Source organism: Methanolinea mesophila (assembly GCF_017873855.1).
In the GTDB taxonomy this organism is placed as follows: domain Archaea; phylum Halobacteriota; class Methanomicrobia; order Methanomicrobiales; family Methanospirillaceae; genus Methanolinea_B; species Methanolinea_B mesophila.
Genome location: NZ_JAGGKR010000001.1, coordinates 144261 through 167028 on the forward strand (window position 1 = coordinate 144261; position 22768 = coordinate 167028).

A 22768-nucleotide genomic window follows, 5' to 3' on the forward strand; every position below is an offset into this window, starting at 1 on the left:
TTTCCGTCCGGGGGCCGGCGTTATCATTCACCGGGCCGGGCCGGCAGTTTCAAAAAATGTTGTTTGAACCGGAATCCCTGCCTACCGCCCGGTTCCGGACTTGGGACGCGGGACCATATACACATTCTTCGTGACCAGGTAGCCTACCAGCGTGGCCACGATCACGACGAGGATGATCCCCCACTGGAAAAAGATGAGGATAAGGAGCGGGATCACCACGAATGGTGACTTGAGGATGCAGACGATCATTCCTGCCATGACCGCGGTGATGCCAACCGTCAGCGGGATGACGGGAAATACGAGGCTTATTGCCATCCCGAGGGTCCCACCGGCAAAAATCAGGGGAAAGATTGGGCCGCCTTTGAATATCGTGGCCATGCACCATGTACTCGCGAGGATCTTCGCCACCACCAGGAGAAACAACGTGGCCGCCCCGAGCGCAGCCCCCTCGATGAGTACCGTCTGGAATTCATACTGACCGGAGAAGAGGATCAGCGGAGCAGCAATACCCAGGAGGCCCAGCACAAGTCCGCCGAGAACTCCCCGGAGAACCGGTCTCCCGGCCAGGGGGGTCATCGCGCGGGAGAAGATACGGTAAGAATATACCAATGCGAGACCGGCGACACCCCCTATGAGACCAAGCACGGCGGCATAGAGGAGGTCGATCGGAATGAACTCCGCATAGGAAGGAACAGGATACAGCGCTCCGGACGTGGTCGCGGTCGCCCCCAGGAATACCCCGAACCCGACCAGGGCTCCGCTGATCCCGATCAGGCTCAGTATTCTGATATTTTTTGTCGTATCCTTCGTTTTATCACCGGACCAGGTCCCCACGCTCCCGCCCATATCGACGGCCGCCATCTCGGGTCCGAGGCTTGCGCCGAAGATCAGGGATAAGAATATCGCAAGCAGCCCCCCGGGGAGGTACTTTGGTTCGAACCTCCCCGACTCCCGGAACATGAACAGGGTCTGCTGGAGAAGCCCGACATGATCGCCAAAATGCCGGAGTGTCAGTCCGACCACAAGTCCCCCGAGGATCGTCATCGCCAGGATGAAGAACGGACTGTACCGGGTCCCCTGCCAGATGAATCCTGTCACTGTCGTCTGGGCGGCAAGGAATACCACCATTGCGCCTGTAGTGACCAGGAACAGGAGTAGTGCGACCACGAAAAACTTCCCCGAGGGCATGGGTCCGCGTAGGCGGGGAATTTTCATGAATCCCCCGCCATAGAGGAGGCGATCAGCGTACCTGCATAAACTCCCCGTCCGCCGTCCACCACGGGGGTTTTACCGGAACGCCTGAATGAAAGCCCCTGCATCAGTTTCGTCGTCATTCGATACTCCCGTGGGCCGAACATGCGAAGATCATGGTAGCGTATCTGGGAATTCAGGGGTTATATTTTTTCATGACGAGGTCGTGAACCATTGGCCGCTGATCCACGGTGTGCCTGACGGATATACGGTGAATCCGGGGCTGCCCAGGGAGGAGGGAAATCGGTTCGTTCTTAAGAGCGATTAAATTGTTACTCACTCCATAGGAGTTGTTTTTCCAGGATATGAACCGGTATCCCGGTCCATCGTAACGAGGGGATCCTGCCCTTTACAAGGCACACTGTGAAGGCGACCCCCATGACGAGATCGTTTCGTGGGAATCGGCACCCGGACTGCGGGCGCATCACGCTTTTTGTTACCGCAGTGATTGCCTGAAACCTTCCTGCCCCGGCAACGGTAGGTTCCACAAATCATGAGAAAATTGTGTATTTTCGGCAGATCCCTCTACCAGTTGGAAATTACCAGATTTCCGGACGATGGTGATTCGATCCGGCCGCGGGGTCCTATCTTCCTTCATCGACACGTTCATGAACTTTTTCCAATGGAATTTCCTCTTTTCGGAGTGTAAATTGAGGGTAAAACTCCACATGGTAGTAAGAGAAGCCACCGTTTTGGGGATATATATAAATACCAGCAGCTCTTTTAGTATTTTGAGGTAATCAAGGTGGCAGATTTACCTATCGCTGCAGTCGTAAGGATTGCCAAGCAGAACGGAGCAGAGAGAGTCGGTAGCGATGCCGCGGCTGCTCTTGTCGCAAAGACCGAAGACTACATTGCAAACCTGGTCAAGGAAGCAAACCGGCTTGCGATGCACGCAGGCAGAAAGACTATCAAGGAAGAGGACGTGGATCTCGCGGCAAAGTCCGCGTAAATCCACCCTCTCTTTCTTTCGTTTCCTGGAATTTTAAAAGCCCTGGCGGAAGCGCTCTTTTCGTGAACAATCACGCCCCTGGATGAATACCGCGATCATCCTCCTGATCATGGCCCAGGTACTTTCCCTGGCCGATCGACTGGTCGGGGAAATTGAGAGAACCCGGCATCCCGGTAAAAACATAAATTTCGCCTGGGTTTAACGTCATCTCCGTCACACGGGATCACAGGGCTTCCCGGGATTGATCAGTACCGCCCTTGGAGGACTCACCGGGGAAGGGACGGGTCAGGAGAACGTATCCCCTGCCGGGATTGTGAATGCGAAGGTCGAACCCTTACCGATATCGGATTCCACCCATATCCTCCCTCCATGTCGTTCCACGATCCTCCGGGAGATCGCGAGCCCGATACCGGTTCCCGGGTACTGCTCCTTGGTGTGAAGCCGCTTGAAGATCTCAAATATGGTCTCGGCATAGTCAGGATCGATCCCTATCCCGTTGTCCCGGACTGAAAAGACCCAGAACTCATCCTTACGGGTGGCTCCAATCCGGATCCAGGGGACATCCTCCCCCCTGAACTTGATCGCGTTGGAGATCAGGTTCTGGAATACCTGGGCGATCTGCGTGCGGTCCACAGGGACCGTGGGAAGATATCCCACCTCGATCCTCGCCCCGCTCTCCTTCGTGGAGACCGAGAGGCTTTTGAGGGCATCCTCCACCACTACGTTCATGTCGGTCGGGGCAAGCGGTCTTGCCCTTGAATTGATCCTGGAGAACTCGAGGAGGTCGTTTACCAGGGCGTCCATCCTTTTTCCGCCCTCGACCACGTAATCGATGAACTCGTCCGCATCGGCATCGAGTTTTCCCTGGTAGCGCTGCTGGAGCAGCTGGGAGAAACTCGTCACCATGCGAAGCGGTTCGCGGAGGTCGTGGGACGCCACGTACGCGAAACGCTCCAGTTCTTCGTTCGATCTCGCGAGCTCTTCGGCTTTCCTCCGAAGTCTTGCGTCCATCTCTTTCCGGCCCGTGATATCCTGCCCCTGGGCGATCACGGAGTGGACGGTGGTCCCGTCCGGTTCGTACAACGTGGCAGAGTTCCACAACACCGTCCGAATCTCCCCGGTGTTCGTAACAACCGGGATTTCCACGGATTCCCACCGCTCTCCCTTCGAGGTCTTCCGGATCAGGTTCATGTTCGCATCCCTGCATCTGCCGGGAAACAGGCTCTCGAGGGGCATTCCCACCACTTCCTCCGCATTTTTCCCTACAAGTACCTCGAACGCCCGGTTGAACCGTGTGATCCGGTACTCAGGGTTCCATACGATGATCGGGGCATTGGCATATCCGATCAGGTTCTCCAGGTACTGTGTAGTCTCCCGGAGCGTGCGTTCGCTCTTCCCGAGTTCGTCCAGGTTCTGGCGGAGCTCTTCCTCCTTCTCCGCGAGGTCCTCGTTCAGGACGACAAGTTCCTCGTTCTTGGCGGCAAGTTCCTGGTTCTTGGCGGCAAGTTCTTCGGCCGCCCGGATCCTCCCGGTGATATCGTGCACCATTCCGACCGACCTGATGATCGAGCCTGTCCCGTCCCGGTAATGTTCGCACTTTTCGTGGACAGATCTCACCTCGCCGGTGTCTTTCCGTACGATCCTGTGCTCGATCTCGTAGTGATCCACGCCCTCGCGAAGGGACCCCAGGTATGCAGCGTCCACCGCGTCGCGATCATCAGGGTGCACCGCGTCCAGGAAGGCCTCATATGTCGCGCCGAATACACCCGGTTCGAGGCCGAATATCCGGTACACTTCATCCGACCAGGTAAGACGGTTGGTACGCACATCAAGATCCCAGCTCCCGAGGTGGGCAATTGATTCCGCTTTGGAGAACAGTATTGTACTCTCACGGAGCGCACGTTCGCCTCTCACGATCTCATCATAGTTCTGGCGCAGTTCTTCCTCGATCTCGGCAAGCTCTTCATAGAGGACGTTCAGTTTCCGGTTCATATCCGAGAGTTCGGTGTTTTTCCGGAGCAGCTCCTCTTCCACCCTCCGTTTTGCGGTGATGTCACGGATGGTCTCGATGGCCCCGATGGTTCTGCCCTCGTCGTCCCTGATCACCGATGCTTTTGCCCAGAGATGTGCTCCGCTTCCGTTATTGAACCCGGGAGCGAACGTCTCGGCGATCACGACGTCATCGCGGTCCTCGAAGATATCGTAAAGATGCCCGATGTCCCGCTTTCCGGTGATGACGAAGTCATTCAGCATAGGCCTCTCCTCCCCGTAGAACGGGATGGAGTACAGGTAGTTCCCCTTCCCGAGGATATTCTCCTTCGGGACAGAAGTCATCGTCTCAATTGCCCTGTTCCAGGCGATGACCTGCTGGCGGTCGTCAAGGACAAAGGTCGCGTCCGGGAGGAACTCGATGATGTCCATCAGCTCACGATGGGATTTTTTCAGATCCCGTTCGGCCACCTTCATCCTGGTGATGTCCCTTGAGGTGACCAGCGCGGTCTTCTGGTCTCCGCTCTCGTCGCGTAACGGATGGATGGTATAAAGCCGCCACCTGATCCCTTCCGGATCGCGGAAGACATTCTCCCCGGTCTTCGATGTCCCGGTCAGAAATGCAGCGGCGAGGTCTGCCCGGAATGACCCGATGGATTCCATCACCACGCCTGCCCGGTCCCAGATATCCTCGACCGATCTCCCGCAAAGATCGGCGGGCTCACCGGAAACTGCCTTTGCCACCGCGGCATTCACATATACACACGTACCGTCCCGGTCCACGATGTACACGAAGTCTTCCATCGAGGATAGTATACCCTGGAGTTTTCTCTCCTGGAAGGCGACCTTCTCGGAGAACAGGTGAAGTTCATCGTTCTGGGATCTCAGTTCTTCGTTTGCGACCTCGTACTCTTCGTGCAACAGCTGGTAACGGTCCGCAAGGGCCTGGAGATCTTCTTCGGCCTTCTTTCTCACCGTGATGTCCCGGTTGCTCCCGCGGCGACCGATAAATTCTCCCCGGTCGTCGAACAACGGCCTGCAACAATGGTTTATCCATCGGATCTCCCCGTCACGGGCTATTATCCGGAAGTCCAGGCAGCAGGTTTCATCCCTGAATTCATGAAAAATTCGATCCCGGTGTTCTTTCAGGATTCTCCCGTCTTCGGGATGGACGATCGATTCCAACAGGTCCGGGTCCGCAATAAATTCTTCCGGGGAATATCCCGTAATGCGCTCGCACGCCGGAGAGAGGTAGATATACAGGTTATCCGGTCCAAGCAGCTCTTCCCAGTCATGGCTGGTATCGATCAGGTTCCGAAAGAATTGTTCCTCATTATTCACGAGATCTCCTCTCCGATGCGTCGCAGTATTGTTGTTGTTCCCCGGCAAAATTAAAATTTATTATTGACCGATTTACGGACTTCTTTTTCAATTTCCCGGCGGTTGATATTCTGTTTCACTCAGAGATATTAAACACGTCTATTTGGGGTTCTCATAGGCAGGTGTGATGTAAAAGGTTGGGATTCACCCGCCTCCTGCAAAAAACTATAAATACCAATTGTCCGGAGTCATCATAACGAAGGTGGTGTGGTGTGCGATACATAGCGTACTTATCGTTAGTAATCCTGCTCCTTTTCCTCTCGGGTGCGGGGACGGCATCTGCCGACCCCATCCCTCCTCTCGTGGCAGGTTTTTCCGCAAATCAGACTTCAGGATTCTCCCCCCTCACGGTGCAGTTCACCGATACGTCGACCGGGACAGGCATCTTCAGTTATATGTGGAACTTCGGTGACGGTTCTCCTATCGGGACCTATCCCGACCCGATCCATACGTTCACGGCCGAAAGCTCCACGGTCTATAATGTGACCCTCGTAGTGACCAATTTCGAGACTTCGAGCACAGCCTCGACATTTATCACCGTGAATGTCTCCGGCCCGCCGCCCGAGCCCCCGGTGGCTGAGTTCGACGCCGATCCGGATCAGGGACCTTCCCCTCTCGAGGTGCATTTCACCGATCTCTCGACCGGGACCCCTCCCTTGAGCTACCTATGGGACTTTGGGGACGGGGGCCCGGTCTCCACCCAGGAGAACCCGGTTCATATCTTTACCTCGGACTACACCCGGACATTTCCCGTCACTCTCACGGTGACGAATACCGCCGGGTCAAGTTTCGTGGTGCACAATGTGGTCGTAGAGTCCTCCTGCCCGCCCGCTCCCGGACGGCACTTCAACGTCACTTTGCCGAGCGGATGGAACCTCTTCTCGACCCCGATCCTGCTCGACCCGGACCAGGCGAAACTGGAACGGCTTCTCCGGTTCTCCGGCGACGATTGTCTCATCGTCCTTGGGTGGAATGATGGGTCCTGGTTCATTCCTTCCGGGGATTACACCCTCTCCCCGCTCGATGCCCTCTATATCAAGATGAAACGCGCCGGGATAGTCTCCCTGTATCCCTCCGACGAGGTCTCCGCACCCCCGACGAGGGTGCTCGACGCCGGGATAAACCTGATAGGCCCGGCTCCGGCGTTCACTTCCGGCGTGTTCCCTGCGATGCCGCTCGACCAGGCCCTGATCAGCATTCAGGAAGGTGCAAACCACGGACTCGGGTACCTCATGGTGATCAGCCCGTCCCTGAATCAGCCGGGATGGGGGTATGCCAGGGGCGGGCCGGTCCAGGACCTGCTTCCCTATAAGGGCTACTGGGTCGTGATGCAGAACGCAGGGACCCTTATCGGGTTCTCGACCACTCCTCTCCCTCCCGAACCGGCACTGCCAATCGATCCGCACACTATTCCCAAATGGGTGAACCAACTGAACGGACCGCCGCCGGTCTACGTGGGGGACGAGGATGGACGCTACGAAATTACCATGTCAAGTTTCTGCCAGCAGATCCTCCCCCCGCCATTCCCGGAGACCGAGGTCTGGGGCTACGGCGGTGAGGCGAAGGATGGTGTTACCGGTCAGCCCCTCGGATTTGTGAGGAACTCTCCCGCCCCCAGCTTCGAAGCAGAGAAAGACATACCGGTCACGGTGAAGTGGGAGAACCAGATTGAGGACCCCCACCTGTTCGCCGTGGATCCCACGCTCCACTGGGCAAATCCGAACCAGATGCCGCACCCGATCCCGCCGTTCAACCCCTATCCGCCCGGTTATCCCGATGCGCAGTATCCTGTCCCGCTGGTAACCCACCTCCACGGAGCGGAAGTCCAGTCCACTTCGGACGGAGGCCCGGAACAGTGGTTCACCTCGACCGGACTGCACGGGATGGACTACCGGACTGAAGAGCCGACAGACCCGGATTCCGCGGTGTACATCTATCCCAACAGCCAGCAGCCGGCGACCCTGTGGTATCATGACCATGCGCTCGGCATCACCAGGATCAACGTGATGTCCGGACTCGCCGGGTTCTATCTCTTAAGAGACGAGGACGACCCGGTTGGTGCGGTCCTTCCGCAGGGGAAGTACGAGGTACCCCTTGCAATCCAGGACCGTGTGTTCCTCTCTGACGGCTCCATATTCTTCCCGTCCGTTGGAAACGTCCCGGACGTCCACCCCTACTGGAACCCCGAGTTCTTCGGCGATACCATCATGGTGAACGGGATGGTCTGGCCGAACATGAACGTGGACAGGGCGGCATACCGGTTCAGGCTGCTCGACGGGTCCAATGCACGGTTCTACACACTCACGCTGTCGAACGGCATGAATTTCACCCAGATTGGGAGCGATGGCGGATATCTCAAGACGGCGGCGGAGCAAAACGAGCTCACCATCGCCCCGGGAGAGCGTGCGGATATCCTGATTGACTTCTCGAGCCTTGCTCCCGGGACAAAGGTGATCCTGATGAACGACGCACCGACGCCGTTCCCCAGCGGGGATGCCGTCGACCCCGCCACGACAGGCCAGATCATCCAGTTCACCGTGACGTCGGGCGTGGGGCCGGGGATGCCCGTCCTCCCCGCCGAATTGAACCCGACCCTGAACGGGACCTTCCCCACCCTCCCTGATCCGGTGAACACCAGGATCCTGACCCTCCAGGAGGTCGTGAGTCCGGAAGACGAACCGCTGGAGATTCTCCTTGACGGGCAGAAGTGGATGGCGCCGGTATCAGAACTTCCGGTCCAGGGAACCACCGAGGAGTGGATGATCGTTAATCCCACCATGGATACCCACCCCATTCACCTCCACCTGGTACAGTTCCAGCTGGTCAGCAGGCAGGCGTTCGATGTCGACACTTACCAGACCGACTGGATCGCCCTGAACGGCGAGCCCCCGCTCGACCATCCCACGATAAACGTGCCCAACCTTACGCCTTACCTGCTTGGAAGCCCGTCGGGGCCACTCCCGAGCGAGACCGGGTGGAAGGATACCGTCCAGATGAACCCCGGTGAAGTGACTACCATCAGGATCCGCTGGGCCCAGCAGGACGGCGACGAATATCCGTTCGATCCCACGATCGGACCGGGATATGTATGGCACTGCCACATCATCGACCACGAGGATAACGAGATGATGCGGCCCTACATGGTAGTCGCCTGAACTCCACATTTTTTAGCGTCCGGGCTCGGATCCCGGATGTTTTCAAAAGAATTTACTTTGCTGTACCCTGTCACCCTATACGTTTTTGTTTTTAATTTAGCCCTGGCGAAACCTTTGAAAATGCAGGAATACTTGAAAGAAAACATGGATCTGACAGAGCCGAAGAATTTACCGCTCACGCCTGCCGTGCGGAAACCGGGGGGGAGAACCGGGATATCAATTGTATACCCGGGACCGACCCCTCCTTCCATAAGGCACGGACGCAAGTCGGAAACGGTCAGCTGGGAACCAGTTTGAAAAAGAGGTAAATAATATGCCGGCGTGTCCCCTGGCCGCGGGACTACGGGACCCACTCGTATACGATATCGCGGGCTTCAGGCGACCCGCTCTTGCCTTCACCTTCAGTGATGAATACCATCTCGTTCATCCATGCCAGGTTCTTGGCCATGGTCATGTAGGTGACAGGTCCCACCCATGCCTGGACTCCGGGGCTCTTCATTCTCCCGGCAAACATGAATTTCCATACCGCCGTCTCTCCTCCGGTGAAATTTATGAACCCCTGCCCGTTTCCTGTGGTGATTCCACCTGGTCCGACGATATCCTGGAATGTTATCACGGCCATCCCCTTCAGGCCCTTTGCGGGTCCGAACCCGGTCACTTCCCCGCTTGCGGTCATCTCCATGGTCATACCTTCGGGGCCCACGGCCTTTACCGACATTCCCATGCTTTTCCACTCGATTTGAAAGACTTTCTGTCCGATTGGCAAGATATTGCCTCCTTGTCTTTATAATCACGTAGCTCGCCGGAGTGCTCCCCGGTCAGGCACCCCTCACCCTGTGAGTTTAAGTAGTTTATGCCGGTGGAGCGGATGCATTCCGAAACCGGGGAAACCCTTCCGAGCGGGCCCGGACCGATCGGGTTTTGGGCGCTCTGTCAACAGGCTGCAGGTCTGCATCTATTGTGACAGCCCGCAAGCTGCGGGAAAATACGCATAAAAGAGATATTAGGAAATAATTCAGTGTTTCCGGCGCCGGACCCGTACCGATTCCGCGTGGGCGAACAGTCCTTCCGCCTCCGCGATCGTTTCGACGATGTCCCCGATCGCCTCGAGACCGGTCCGGTCTACCATCTCGACCGATGCCGTTTTACAGAAGTGGTTCACATCGAGTCCTGAGTAAAGTTTCGCGTATCCTGCGGTCGGAAGGACGTGGTTTGTCCCTACAGCATAATCACCGCTCGCGACCGCCGAGAACCGCCCGACAAAAATCGCCCCTGCATTCTCAACCCGGGTCACCAGGGCAAGGGAGTCCTCGGTCTGGATCGAGAGATGTTCGGGGGCGACCTGGTCAGAGAGCGCGACCGCCTCATCGAGGTTCCGGACGACCACATACCCGGAATTCAGCAATGCTTTCTCGATTATCTCACGCCGGGGGGCATTCTGTGTCATTGCGGCGACCGCCTTCCCTACCTTCCCGGGCAGGTCCCGGTCCGTGGTGATCAGGAGGCAGGCCGCATCGGGGTCGTGCTCCGCCTGGGCGAGGATGTCGGATGCCACGATCTCGGGATCGGCGGTGCGGTCCGCGATGATCGCGACCTCGCTCGGGCCTGCGGGAAAGTCGATCTCCACCTTCTCCCGGAGCATCATCTTCGCCATGGTGACATACACGTTTCCCGGTCCGACGATCTTCTGCACCGGGCGGACCGTTTCGGTACCGAGCGCCATTGCGGCGATCGCCTGTGCCCCGCCCGCGTTGTAAATTTCGGTCACACCGGCGATGTCGAGGGCGACAAGGGTAAGCGGTTTGACGGGGGGAGGCGAGCAGGCGCATATCTCGCGGACTCCCGCCACCCGTGCGGGTACCGAGCACATCAGGGCGGTCGATGGATAGGCGGCGCGGCCGCCGGGCACGTAGATGCCGACCCTGTGCAGGGGGGTCGTCTTGACCCCGAATACGATCCCCGGTTCGATCGAGTCGAGCCAGAGGCCCCGGGGCCTCTGGAGTTCGTGGAACTGCTCGATGCGTGCCTCGGCCTCGATGAGCCGCTCCACGACCGCATCATCGACGCTCTCGTACGCGGCTGCGATCTCCTCTTCATGCACCGCGACGTCCTCCAGCACCACGTGACGGGACATGGCCTTCAGCGCGGCATCGCCTTCATTCCGCACCCTTTCGATGATCCCGGCTACATTCTGCCGTACATCCTCAAGACTGGAGGCTCTCCCTGCAATCCAGGTGTCGATAGAGACTTCCTTCCACATTGTGAGAACACTTCGGCAGAATGGCTTGTTAAGGTTCCGGGAGGATGAGAGGACCCGTGGGTCGCCGGATCCGGGCTGATGCCTCATTCCGGTTTGCCAAAATTAATGAGATTCTATTCCTAGAGAGGATACTAGTGTGATACGCGTCCTCTATGTCGACGACGAGCCCGGTTTGCTCGAACTCGCCAGGCTCTTCATAGAGAAACTGGGAAATTTCTCCGTCGATACGGTGGAGTCCGCGTATGGTGCCCTCGAAAAGATCGACATCGGGGACTACGACGTAATCGTCTCTGATTACCAGATGCCGGGCATGGACGGGCTCGAACTCCTCAAAAAACTCCGTGCTTCGGGAGATACCACCCCCTTCCTCATCTTCACCGGGAAAGGGCGTGAAGAGGTTGTCATCAAGGCATTCGAGAACGGGGCCGACTTTTATATCCAGAAAGGGGGCGACCCGAATGCACAGTTCGCGGAACTCTCTCACAAGATCCGGCAGGTGATGAACCTCCGCCAGGCGGAAACAGCGCTCCGCGAGAACGAGGAAAAATACCGGAATCTCGTGGAGAAAGCGAACGAGGCGATCCTCATCGCCCAGGACGGGATAATCCTGTTCGCGAACCCGCGTCTGGCGGAGATACTCGGAATCCCGGCGAATGACCTCGAAGGAACGCAGGTTTCGGACTACGTCCACCAGGACGACCTCGAGATGGTGATGTCCCGGCATGTCCACAGGCTCTCGGGAGAGGACGTCCCTGATACCTACGAATTCAGGGTTATCGGCTCCAATGGACAAATTTACTGGGTAGTCGTGCACGCTACGAGGATCCAGTGGAAAGAAAGACCCGCCCTTCTCATACTGCTCGACGACGTGACCGCCCGGAAACAGGCAGAAGAGGAACTCCTGGCCTCGAACGAACAACTGGCAGCTGCAAACGAGGAATTGAAACACCAGTTCCATCTCCTTTCCCAGAAGAACGAGGAACTTCACGGAGCGTACGAACAGCTCGCTGCGGCCGAGGAGGAACTCCGGCAGAATTACGACGAGCTCGCCCAGAACCAGAAACTGCTCACGGAGAGCGAGGGGAGGTTCCGGCGGATAATCGAGACCGCATTCGAAGGCGTCTGGCAGATGGACGACCAGCTCCGCACCACGTTTGTCAACAGCAGAATGGCGGAGATGCTCGGGTATACCCCCGAAGAGATGCTCGGGAGGAAGATCACCGCCTTCATGCCGGAAGAAGAACTCCCCGGCCACGAAGCCCTGATAGAGCGAAGGCACAGGGGCAACGGTGACCATTACGAACGGCGCCTCATCCGGAAGGATGGCAGGGTGATCTGGACACTGGTATCGGCAACCGCGGTTACGGACCGGGATGGGCGGTTCCTCGGTTCGTTCGCCATGCTCTCGGACATCACCGACCGGAAGAAGGCCGAGGAGGAACTGCGCGAGAGCAGGGAACGGCTGGAGAACATCATCGATTTCCTCCCGGACGCAACGTTCGTGATCGACCCCGGGGGCAGGGTGATAGCCTGGAACAGGGCCATCGAGGAGATGACCGGGATCAAGGCGGAAGATATCCTCGGCAAAGGGAATTACGAATATGCACTTCCCTTCTACCGGGAACGCCGGCCGATACTCGTCGACCTTGTCTTAAAAGACGACCCGGACGTGGCGGCACAGTATCCTTTCATCATCCAGGACGGGGAGAAGCTGATCTCCGAAGTCACCCTCCCCCAGTTCCATGAAGGAAAGGGGGGTCATTTCTGGTTCACCTCGACTCCCCTGTATGATACGAATGGCTCGATCGCCGGGGCTATAGAATCCATCCGGGACATCACCGACCGGAAACAGGCGGAGGACGAGCTGCAGCGGGAGACGTACGAACTGGGGGCTGCATACGAGGAACTCGCCGCATCGGAAGAGGAACTGGCCCAGAGCTTCGACGAGATGCAAAAGAGTCATGCGAGGCTCGAGCGGAGCGAGAGAAGGTTCCGGCAGCTCTTCGAGGCGATGTTCGAGGGGGTTGCGCTCCACGAAATCGTGTATGACAAGGACGGGGCCCCGTCCGACTATCGAATCCTCGCGGTAAATCCCTCGTTCGAGAGAATTTTAGGCATCGGACGTGAAAGTGTCCGCGGTAAAACCAGCAGGGCTGTATATGGAATGGCAGAGCCTCCCTTTCTCGATATTTACGCCCGGGTGGTGGAATCCGGGGTGCCGGAATCATTCGAAACCTATGTCCCGGGGATGGACAAATATTTCCGGATATCTGTATATTCCCCGCATATCCACCAGTTTGTCACGATCTTCGAGGACATCACCGACCGGAAAACCGCCGAGATAGCCCTCACCGAGGCTCGGGATCAGGTGAACGCCACGCACCGGCTCGCCCACATCGGGGTATTTTCGTGGAATGCTGAAAAGGACATCATTACGTGGTCGCCCGAACTCTATCGTATCCTGGGAAGAGACCCGGCCTGTCCCATTCCCTCGTTCCAGGGACTGGAACCGTGCTTTACCCCCGCGAGCTGGAAGGATCTCAAGGCCGTATCTTTGCGGACACTGGACCAGGGAGAACCGATCGACATAGAACTGGAGATTGTCCGCCCCGATGGGACAATCTGCCTGACGCATACCATCGGCGGTCCGATCCGCGACAGTTCGGGAAGAATTACCGGCATCCACGGAACGGTCCAGGACACGACACGGCGCAGACAGGCGGAGAATGAACTTCGTGAACGGGAGCGGTTCCTCTCTACGCTGATCAGCAACCTCCCCGGCTTTGCCTACCGGTGCAGGAATGACCGGGACTGGACGATGGAGTTCATCAGCGACGGGTGCGAGGCGGTCACCGGGTATTCACCGGTGGACTTCATCGGAAACGCCACCCTGGCATTCAACGACATCATTCATCCGGAGTACCGGGACAAGCTCTGGGATACCTGGCAGGAAGATCTCGAACACAGGACTGTCTTTGAGGAAGAATACCCCATAATAACCCGTGACGGGAATATCCGCTGGGTGTGGGAGCGGGGACGCGGGGTATTTTCCGGGGACGGGACGCTGCTCTTCCTCGAAGGGTTCATCACCGATATCACCGGGCGCAAGCAGGCGGAGGAGGCGCTCAGGCAGGCATACCGTCAATTGAAGATCCTCACCGGCATCACCCGCCACGATATCCTCAACAGCATCATGGTCGCCGAGGGTTACCTCCAGATCATGGAAGGGTCGGACGGCGCCAGACAGGGAGAGTGCTGCAAAAAGGTCCACCAGTCCATCAGGAAGATCCAGCGGCAGATCGAGTTCACCCGGGAATACGAGGACCTCGGGTCGAACGAACCGATCTGGCACCCGCTCCCTGCAATCCTCCGTGACATGGATATCCCTGACGCGATGAATCCGCAGATCGATGTCGCCGGGGTGGAGATCCTTGCCGACCCTGCACTCCCGAAGGTCTTCGAGAACCTTCTCGACAACACGCTCCGTCACGGGGGGAAGAAGGTCTCCGGGGTCCGGGTCACCTGCGAGGTCTGTGAGGACGAGCTTCTGGTCACCTGGGAGGACGACGGGGTCGGTGTCCCGGAGGATGAGAAAGAAAGGATATTCGACCGCGGTTACGGGAAAAATACCGGTCTCGGGCTGTTCCTGGCCCAGGAGGTCCTTGGAGTGACAGGGATCGGGATCAATGAGAAAGGAATCCCCGGGGATGGAGCCCGGTTCGTGATCCGGGTGCCGAGAGGCGGGTACCGCTTCACTACAGGTTCAGGCAGGGATTAGCTTCCGTTAACTATTCGGGGAGCGAGACCCGCTCACGACGGGATCAGAAGGGGAGAAGAAGTCCGGTCGAGGATTTGTGCTCCGTACCGGGGCTCATCAGGCCCTCCTGAATCGTTACACCTCTTTTACGAGTCCCATCAGGCAGTACTGGTAGGGCAGCCCCTGCGGCACTTCATAAAACCGGTCCTCCAGACGCTTATAAATTTCATCGACAAGACCGGCATGCCCGGGCGACAGCCCCACACGCAGGGAGGACTCGCTCCACGCCCGTACCACCCGGGCAAGGGAATGCGCCAGCCGGTGTCTTTGGCCTGCGTCATGCAAGGATCCGCACGCTCGTGAAAAATATGCGCAGGGGACGGTCATCGTGTCCATGTACTTCAGCGAAAAGTGCTGCCTGATGGCATCTTCTTCGACCAGGTTTCTCATCTCTTCCGGAGTGGCAAAATAATCGGGAATGAAAATATTATCGAGCTCTTCCCGTGAAATACAGCCCTCATCATAAAGGGTGCGGCATATATCCCGGAGGTTATTGTATCCTGGCGACGCCGGCCACTGATCGCCGCCGAAACTGGTCAGGTTCGCAAGCCACAGCATTCCTCCTCCGACCAGTTCACGTGAGCGTTCGCGAAAGAATGACCGCCAGTCGGACTTCCATTTTTCAACGAATTTTCTTCGATCGTACCCGGACAACTGGTTCGCCTGGATGCAGGCAGGGTGCCGGAAGAACCCTGCGGAAATGGTTTTGGTGTCCAGCCAGTGCAGTGACGTGGAAGAAAAGCCGATATGTACGCTGCCGGCCGATCCAAGCGGTTCGTAAAAAGATCTCCGGATATACTGCGCCTCGATATTCTCCATTTCCGCAAGATGAGACTGTGCCCAGAACCGATTGAACGGGGCCGGATCTGCAATATCTACATAGACCAGTCTGATTCTTCGTTGTGGGTGTACCTTCCTGATGTACCCGATACTATTCCCGAACAGCCGGCTTGAATTCGCTCCGTCGGCCGCCCCGTAATCCGCGATCGTAAAGGGAGTTTCGGCCGGCATGCCGGCCAGAACGGGGTGTATCGATTCGAGGTACTCCAAAATCCGCGGTTCAACAAGATGTTCGACCCGCTTCGCGGTATCAGATACCTGGCTGTAATCCGTGGTCATGCTCGGCACGTAGCACCGCGATTCCGGGTCGGGAGGGTTATCGGGAGGCACAGGAATCATCCGGTGACAAATGGCACAGTCATCCTTTCAGCACCATCCCGGGGGATGTGTTTCCGCTGCACTTCTCTGCATGCTCTTTTACGGGAGATCGTTCCGGGAGACATATATCTGTGAAAAAGTCTGGGTTTCCAAAGTCTTCAGCGCACCGCTTTCTTCACGAGTGCCGCGATCCTCGCCTCTTCGGCGTTAGTCACCTCTTTTATCGCAAAGGCGACCGGCCACATTGCGCCTTCGTCAAGGTTTGCCTCGTGCAGAAAGCCGAGGGTCGCATACCGGGTACTGAACTTTTCCGCGCTCTGGAAGAAGCAGACGATCTTACCGTTCCTGGTATACGCAGGCATCCCGTACCAGAGCTTTGGCGAGAGGACGGGCGCGCTGGCCTTGATAATGGCGTGGATCCGCTCGCCAATGACCCGATCCGGATCCTGCATCGTGGCAATCTTCTCGAGCACGGCGCCTTCCCCGTTCTCCTTGTCTGCTTTAGGGACGGGCTTCTTTTGATCGGGGCTTGGAGTTTCTTTTGCTGTTTTTTTCATAAATTGCCTTGCAATACCTGGAAGATTAATAAATTTACCTGTTTCCACAATTACTTTGATCTTATCGACCAAACTGGGGCGAGACCAAGGTATGATCAGAGGTGAGCAGGTCAAATGTTTTACTGTGGAGTGGCCAGTCGACTAAATATACATTTCTGACACATCGAACACCGGCGAGGTATTTTATGCGAATATTGAACCCCGGATTCTTCTGGTTGAAGATACCATGTTGTTGCACGGTTCCCGGAGCAAGACCTCGAATTTATGGGTATCGGGGCAGTTGCACGCAAACGCCAGATCCGGTTCTCACAACAGGTTTGGAGAAAATGATGATATCCTGGGAATCTATTAAAAAAACTGGAGCCTATTGAAGGGTAACGACTCCGTGCGTGGTGTGCCTGGATTCAATCCAACTGATATCATTCAAATTTGCCCAGGAGATTGAGGTACGATGATAAGCCGCCAGGGGGACTTGAACCCCCGACCTGCTGATTACGAATCAGCCGCTATACCGCTAAGCCATGGCGGCGCTCTCTCATAGTATGGTGTTCTCTGGTAATTAATATTGACAAAAGAGGGGTGACGCGGTCAAGAATATCCCCTGATGGTGGTCACGTTCTCGGCCGGCTGCGCACCGGTCTGCTCGATCTTTCCGAACTTCCCTTCGTAATCTGCCATGGTCTTGGTGAGCACCGCAAGGAGGTTCTTCGCGTGGCGGGGGGTGATGCTCACGATCGCCTTTGCCTTGGCCTGGTTGATCCCCGGGATCTGGTGGAGGAATATGAACGTGAACTCGTCGTCCTTGTAGGCGATCTGTATCATATTGGAATAGACCGGGTCGAGCGTCTGGGGGACGTTCACCGCGATCTCGTGCGGTTGTTGTGCCATGAATAGTACTATTCCCTTCCTTTCGGATAAATACATTCGGGAAAACAGGAATCGGGGCAATTTTTCGGTTTAATTGCAGGAGCGGCTGCTCGCGACCGGAACCGGTGTGTGTCCGATATTGGCGATGCGATGACGATGAAATGAGCGAAAGAGATCACAAGAGAGATCGTGCCGGATGCGCGAGCCAATGGATAATCCGCGAGTGGGACCTGAGTTTCATCCACTCAGGTCATCGTTAACGGCAGAATTCAGACAATCCCGGAAGTCATCCCTGATATTTTTACACGGTAATCCGGACCTTCGATATAAAAAAAGGAACATGACATACCGTACGACATATCCCGGTCCGGGGCTCGTCCGGCTCATTCAGTTCGTTGTCGAAAAACGGCGGGATATGCGGTCGATCGCTCCCTGGCTCGCGGCCTGGATGCACTCGTCCTCGTCGAACGCAGAGGTGCGCAACGGTCCCAGTGCCTGCGAGCTCCCGATCTTTCCGAGGACCCATATGGCGAGCAGCCTGACTCCGGTATCGTCATCGTAGATCTTCCGGAGCAGCGGCTCGAGCGCGGTCTCCCCGCATTCGGTAAGTTGTCGGGCGGCCTTCCACCGGAGATTGATATCCCGGCACCTGAGCATGCGGATCAGGCGCATAACCTCCCCCTGGTCTTGCATTCTTCATCATCCCCAAACAAGTCTGTTACATGTTAGCATTGTGCAGGCTGAGGGAGATAAAACTTCTCCCATTGCAGATCTCCCCGGCAATGAATCCTCGAGGGAGATGAAAACCATATTTCCCGCGGATTTTTTTAAGATCCCGGGGCGTTCCCGAACTTTTCCCTTCGGGAGGACTCCCCTGGCTTTTCAGGCAAAGGTTTATACGTCCTTTATACGTTGTATCTGTTTGGCATATCCTGGGATTTTCGGGTTTGCGGCACGCGGTGCTCCGGTAGTGGCAGAGATATATGCCGGCGCAGCAGCGGATGCAATGGGACGATTCCGGGATATTACAAGGTGGCAAATATGTGCGAAATCAACAGGCGACTCCTTCTACTTGCGGGAGTCCTGACTCTGGTCCTTCTCTTCAGTACGGCCCCGGCAATGGCATCACGGCCGACCGTACTGACATTCCAGGCCATGCCGGACGAGATCACCGCCGGCGGGTTCGTGGAGCTCTCGGGAATACTCAAGGATTCTTCCGGATCCGGGCTCACCGCGCAGCCGGTGCTGATCGAGGTATCGAACGATGCGCTCACCTGGAAGACCCTCTCCATTGCGACCACGCGGCTCGGGAATTACTCCGCGGTCAAGACACTTACCGATCCTGGATACTATTATTTCCGGGCGAGTTATGCCGGGAACATCATGTACGGGGCCTCGGCGAGTCCTCCGGCACTCGTTGTGGTGACCTCGCCGGCGGGACCCGGGGAATCGACCATCTCGCTCGAAGTCACTCCCGGTTCGGTTGACCTCGGGGAGACGCTCACGTTCACCGGAACCCTGGCGAACGCCACATCGATGGAGGGCCTCGGCGGGCAGCCGATATTCCTGGACTATTCAACCGACGGGGTAAGCTATTCCATTCTCACGCTGCTGACTTCGGATCCCGATGGAAACTACACCTTCAGCCAGGCCCAGTATGCTCCCGGTGAGTTCTGGTTCAGGGCCAGGTTCGAGGGCAACTCCATGTATTCCGGGTCCGGGAGCGGGATCGCAGACGCGACCGTGAACGGTACCCCGGAGGCCCTCGCCACAACGCTCACGATCACTGCAGATCCGACGAGCGTCGTTACCGGGACGCCCGTGAAGATCACCGGAAAACTTACCGCGACCGCGAGCGGCATGCCGATAAAAGACCAGTTAATCTTCCTACAGGTCTCCAATAACGGGGTGAACTGGAAGCCGGCCGGTCTTTTCACCACCTTCGCAGACGGGAATTATACCGTATACCAGTCCATGGTCAACCCCGGGACGTACTACTTCCGGGCAGAATACCAGGGAAGCGACGGTACCTACCTCCCCTCAGGGAGCGGAACCGTGATGGTGACGGTGACCGGGAAGACGGCGAAGTCGACCATGCTCACCGCAGAGGCAACTCCTGACTCCATCGACCTCGGCCAGCAGGTGAAAATCTCCGGGAACCTCACCGAGACTTCGGGCGGGAAGGGACTCTCCGGCCTCGCGGTGAAAGTCTACTACTCGACCGACGGGTCGGAATGGAAGGCCGCAGGCCTGTCCGCGGCCCGTCTGGGTGAATACCAGGTCAGACATACGCCATCCACGGCCGGAACCTACTATTACAAGGCGGTCTTCTCCGGGAGCGTGGCGTATTCCCCGAGCGAAAGCCCTGTCGTGACGGTTGAGGTCAACGGTCCGCCTCCCCCGAAAGCCACAGCGCTTACCGTAACCACGGATACATCGAACCCCGGGATCGGGCAGATGATCGCCCTTCAGGTAAGGCTCGCGGAAGAGGAGAGCGGCACCGGGATCGGAGGGAGAACCATACACCTCCGCCAGTCCAAGGACGGGGTGAACTATAATTCCGGATGGATATTCACGACCTATGCCAACGGGAATTATACCTTCCTCATTTCGCTCGCAGACGGAGGGAACTACTTCTTCCAGGCGACCTTCGATGGCGACTCTTCGTACCTCGCATCGCAGAGCCAGCCCCTGCAGGTCGTGGTGAAGAAGCAGTCTGCCCTCACCATGGACATATCCCCGGTGGTACAGGAGGAGAACGGTGACTACCAGGTAACCGGAAGGCTGACCGAGGCATTGACCGGGAATGGTATCGGAGGAGCCGAGATCGATATCGAACGATCCGCCGATACCACGAATTGGACCGAGATCGGCTTTGCTACCTCGCTGCAGGACGGAAGTTACCAGTTCACGGGGACTGCAGATGAGGCGGGGACGTTCTATTACAGGACCGAATTCGAAGGATCCGTCCCTTACACCGAATCGGTAAGCAACTCGATAGGGGTTATCGTCAACCCGACGTTCGAGGAATGAAGAGACCGGATAATCCTTTTTTCGGCCGGTACGCATGAAAAAGAAGGAACGAACTGAGCAGGGCTTGTCCTTGTCCTCGGTAATTACCGCTTCGATCTGCCCTCTCAAGTTATATTACGGCTATTCCCCCGATGAACGAGCACTCTGGCGTCATGCCGTCTGCAGGCAGGTCTCGTCCCACCTGGAGCACGACCCCGTGGGGGATACGGTATGGGAGGAGATCCAGTCAATCTATCCCGGGATAGCACCCGAGTTCCGGGAGTACTTGGACCATTGCATCGCCGCCTGTGCGGCCCTGCCCCGCGGGAGAGAGTGGTCGGAGTCGGATGTTCCCGTACGTTCGGAACGGCTGAACGTGTTCGGTAATATTGACAAGATGTTCTCCTCCCCGCCGTTTTTTGCTGTTACCAGGTCTTCCCACGCACCCCGTGCAGGGATCTATGCCACCGACCGGTTGAGGGTGGCCGGCTATGCCATGTGCCTGGAGGAGATGGAGGGAAGGGAAGTAACCTCCGGCATCGTGGAGTATATCCCCGACGGGATCGTGAGGACCTGCATGCTGCAACCCATCGACAGGAGGCGTTTCCTCGCCGCTCTCGGGAGTGCCCGCCGCGTCGCCGCGGGTGAGACGCCGTCCAGGTCCAGAAATGCTCCCTGCGATCGCTGCGGTCACCGGGAGCGGTGTGCTCCCCGGGGAAAAAGACTCTCCGACCTCCTGGGGTGACCGGCCCGCATCTTCTTCTGCCCGAAATCGTAAAACCTAACGGTCTTCAGGGAGAAAACTGGTTCAGGAAAGAGGGGTAGGCACTACCCCGGGAATTCAGGGTGACGAGCATGAAAAAGACACTTCGGTACGGAGCAATCGCGATAATCGTAATTATTCTCATGTGCATCTTTGCGGGCTGCGTGGACCGGCAGACCGCTCCGGCCCTCGCGTCGGGAGAAACCATCCCGATCCGGGTGATCACAGAGGAATTTCCTCCGTATAATTATGCAGGCCCCGACGGAGCCGTGACAGGCCAGTCCACCGCGGTGGTGCAGGAGATCATGCGAAGGACCGGGGTATCGTATCCCATCGAGATCCTTCCCCTCAGCGAGGGTCTCGAGGCTGCCAGGACCGGACCCTCCACCGCCATCTACTCGCTCGCAGTGACCCCGGAGAGAAGAGACAACTTCACCTGGGTGGGGCCAATCGGGACCTACACCATGACATTCTTCGCCAGGAACGGGTCCGGCATCCAGGTCCGGAATATCGACGATATCAGGTCTTCCGGTCCGGTAGGGGTAGTCCAGGGGGACCAGAGAGTGGAAGTGCTGAAAGAGAACCGGGTGACGGACCTCTCGTTCTGCACCAATGACACCGAGTGCCTCCTGCGGGTCGCCGCCGGCGAAGAACCCCTCTGGCTCGGGTCGAAAGAGGGACTGGCATACGACCTCGCGAAGGCCGGACTCGCCCCCGATGCAGTCGTCCCCGTATATACTCTTCAACAGACCGAGCTCTTCATCGCCTTTTCCAGGGATACGCCGGCGAATGTCACTGATGGCTGGCAGCAGGCACTGGACTCGATGTACAAGGACGGCACGTTCCACCAGATCATGGACCGGTGGCAGACACCCGCTTCCGGGATTTCACCGCCGGAGGTGGTCGGATCCGCCGATCAGGACGTAATCCTCGCTGCGGTCACATCCCTCACCGATACGACCCTCGAAGGGGTCCATTCCCTCCTCCGGGCACTGGCCTCCACCGGGGACGTCCGTTCGGGGGATCCCGCAAAAATCGTGCCGGTCCTCAAGTCAGTCCAGGCGGACAACCCTGACATCCTGGTATGGTACTCGTACCCCAACGGGACCTACTTCACCTCGAACGGCCTGGTAAGCGAGAGCCTCGCGGACCGCCCCTACTTCCCCACCCTGCTCTCGGGGACCGAGGTCCTCGGCTATCCGGTGACGAGCAGGTCTACCGGCAGGCTCTCGGCCGTCATTGCGGTCCCGGTCACTGAAGGCGGAGCCGTTACGGGGATCATGGGGTCTTCGGTCTACCTTGACCTGCTGACGGAGAAGATCGCCCGGGCCCTCCCGCTCCCGCCTTCGCTGGAATTCTATGCCCTGACCCCGGACGGTCATTACGTGATACACTCGGTGGAGGCCAGGATCCTCCAGGACCCGGCGCTTCTCGGGAACCGGACCTCCTTCGGGCGGGCAATCCAGGACATACTCCATGGCGGGAATGGCACCGTCGCGTACGACCTGGAAGGAACGTCATGGAATGCCACGTACGGTACTTCCTCCTTCACCGGCTGGAAGTTCGTGGTGGCGGAACCTGATCCGGTTACGACCTGATCCAATCCT

Annotated in this window: 15 protein-coding genes and 1 tRNA gene; 6 read left to right on the forward strand and 10 right to left on the reverse strand. The window is 57.6% G+C overall.

The window, feature by feature from the left end; all coding sequences use genetic code 11:
• Nucleotides 1–81: 81 nt before the first annotated feature.
• Together J2741_RS00730 and J2741_RS12995 are read right to left on the reverse strand one after the other, a co-directional pair.
• Nucleotides 82–1215, reverse strand: coding sequence for a chloride channel protein (locus tag J2741_RS00730; RefSeq protein ID WP_209673148.1), 1134 nt, complete (start codon nucleotides 1213–1215; stop codon nucleotides 82–84).
• Nucleotides 1212–1334, reverse strand: coding sequence for a hypothetical protein (locus J2741_RS12995; protein WP_280897031.1), 123 nt, complete (start codon nucleotides 1332–1334; stop codon nucleotides 1212–1214). Before J2741_RS12995 ends, J2741_RS00730 begins: the two co-directional genes overlap by 4 nt.
• 662 nt (nucleotides 1335–1996) lie before the next feature.
• Here J2741_RS12995 and J2741_RS00735 point away from each other — a divergent pair.
• Entirely contained in the window at nucleotides 1997–2203 is a 207-nt protein-coding gene (locus tag J2741_RS00735; RefSeq protein WP_209673149.1) for a histone family protein, read from the forward strand.
• Nucleotides 2204–2488: 285 nt separating this feature from the next.
• Here the strand turns inward: J2741_RS00735 and J2741_RS00740 are convergent, their stop codons facing one another.
• Nucleotides 2489–5533, reverse strand: coding sequence for a PAS domain-containing sensor histidine kinase (locus tag J2741_RS00740; RefSeq protein WP_209673150.1), 3045 nt, complete (start codon nucleotides 5531–5533; stop codon nucleotides 2489–2491).
• A 251-nt stretch (nucleotides 5534–5784) separates the two neighbouring features.
• On the opposite strand from J2741_RS00740, the gene J2741_RS00745 reads away from it, so the two are divergent.
• Nucleotides 5785–8727: a PKD domain-containing protein gene (locus J2741_RS00745; RefSeq protein WP_209673151.1), complete on the forward strand. Its 2943-nt coding sequence runs from the start codon at nucleotides 5785–5787 to the stop codon at nucleotides 8725–8727.
• A 340-nt stretch (nucleotides 8728–9067) separates the two neighbouring features.
• Here the strand turns inward: J2741_RS00745 and J2741_RS00750 are convergent, their stop codons facing one another.
• Nucleotides 9068–9445 (reverse strand): hypothetical protein, encoded by a 378-nt coding sequence (locus J2741_RS00750; RefSeq protein WP_209673152.1) that lies wholly within the window; start codon nucleotides 9443–9445, stop codon nucleotides 9068–9070.
• Nucleotides 9446–9742: 297 nt separating this feature from the next.
• A complete protein-coding gene (gene hisD / locus J2741_RS00755) occupies nucleotides 9743–10987 on the reverse strand; it encodes a histidinol dehydrogenase (RefSeq protein ID WP_209673153.1) in 1245 nt (414 codons plus the stop codon).
• Between the two features lie 136 nt (nucleotides 10988–11123).
• Between hisD and J2741_RS00760 the strand changes: the two genes are divergently transcribed.
• Nucleotides 11124–14765: a PAS domain S-box protein gene (locus tag J2741_RS00760; RefSeq protein ID WP_209673154.1), complete on the forward strand. Its 3642-nt coding sequence runs from the start codon at nucleotides 11124–11126 to the stop codon at nucleotides 14763–14765.
• Between the two features lie 114 nt (nucleotides 14766–14879).
• On the opposite strand, the gene J2741_RS00765 is transcribed toward J2741_RS00760, so the two are convergent.
• The 5 genes from J2741_RS00765 to J2741_RS00785 form a co-directional block, all read right to left on the reverse strand.
• Complete coding sequence (locus tag J2741_RS00765; protein ID WP_209673155.1) at nucleotides 14880–15923, reverse strand: hypothetical protein; 1044 nt, start codon at nucleotides 15921–15923, stop codon at nucleotides 14880–14882.
• A gap of 197 nt (nucleotides 15924–16120) precedes the next feature.
• Entirely contained in the window at nucleotides 16121–16519 is a 399-nt protein-coding gene (locus J2741_RS00770; RefSeq protein ID WP_209673156.1) for an iron chaperone, read from the reverse strand.
• A gap of 457 nt (nucleotides 16520–16976) precedes the next feature.
• Nucleotides 16977–17048, reverse strand: a tRNA-Thr gene (locus J2741_RS00775).
• 59 nt (nucleotides 17049–17107) lie between these two features.
• Complete coding sequence (locus J2741_RS00780; protein WP_209673157.1) at nucleotides 17108–17407, reverse strand: DUF3467 domain-containing protein; 300 nt, start codon at nucleotides 17405–17407, stop codon at nucleotides 17108–17110.
• Nucleotides 17408–17773: 366 nt separating this feature from the next.
• A complete protein-coding gene (locus J2741_RS00785) occupies nucleotides 17774–18079 on the reverse strand; it encodes a HEAT repeat domain-containing protein (RefSeq protein ID WP_209673158.1) in 306 nt (101 codons plus the stop codon).
• 348 nt (nucleotides 18080–18427) lie between these two features.
• On the opposite strand from J2741_RS00785, the gene J2741_RS00790 reads away from it, so the two are divergent.
• From J2741_RS00790 to J2741_RS00800, 3 genes are all read left to right on the forward strand, one after another.
• Complete coding sequence (locus J2741_RS00790; protein WP_209673159.1) at nucleotides 18428–20419, forward strand: Ig-like domain-containing protein; 1992 nt, start codon at nucleotides 18428–18430, stop codon at nucleotides 20417–20419.
• Nucleotides 20420–20453: 34 nt separating this feature from the next.
• Nucleotides 20454–21143, forward strand: coding sequence for a CRISPR-associated protein Cas4 (locus J2741_RS00795; protein WP_209673160.1), 690 nt, complete (start codon nucleotides 20454–20456; stop codon nucleotides 21141–21143).
• Nucleotides 21144–21253: 110 nt separating this feature from the next.
• Nucleotides 21254–22759, forward strand: a complete 1506-nt coding sequence (locus J2741_RS00800; protein ID WP_209673161.1) for a transporter substrate-binding domain-containing protein — start codon at nucleotides 21254–21256, stop codon at nucleotides 22757–22759.
• Nucleotides 22760–22768: the final 9 nt, after the last annotated feature.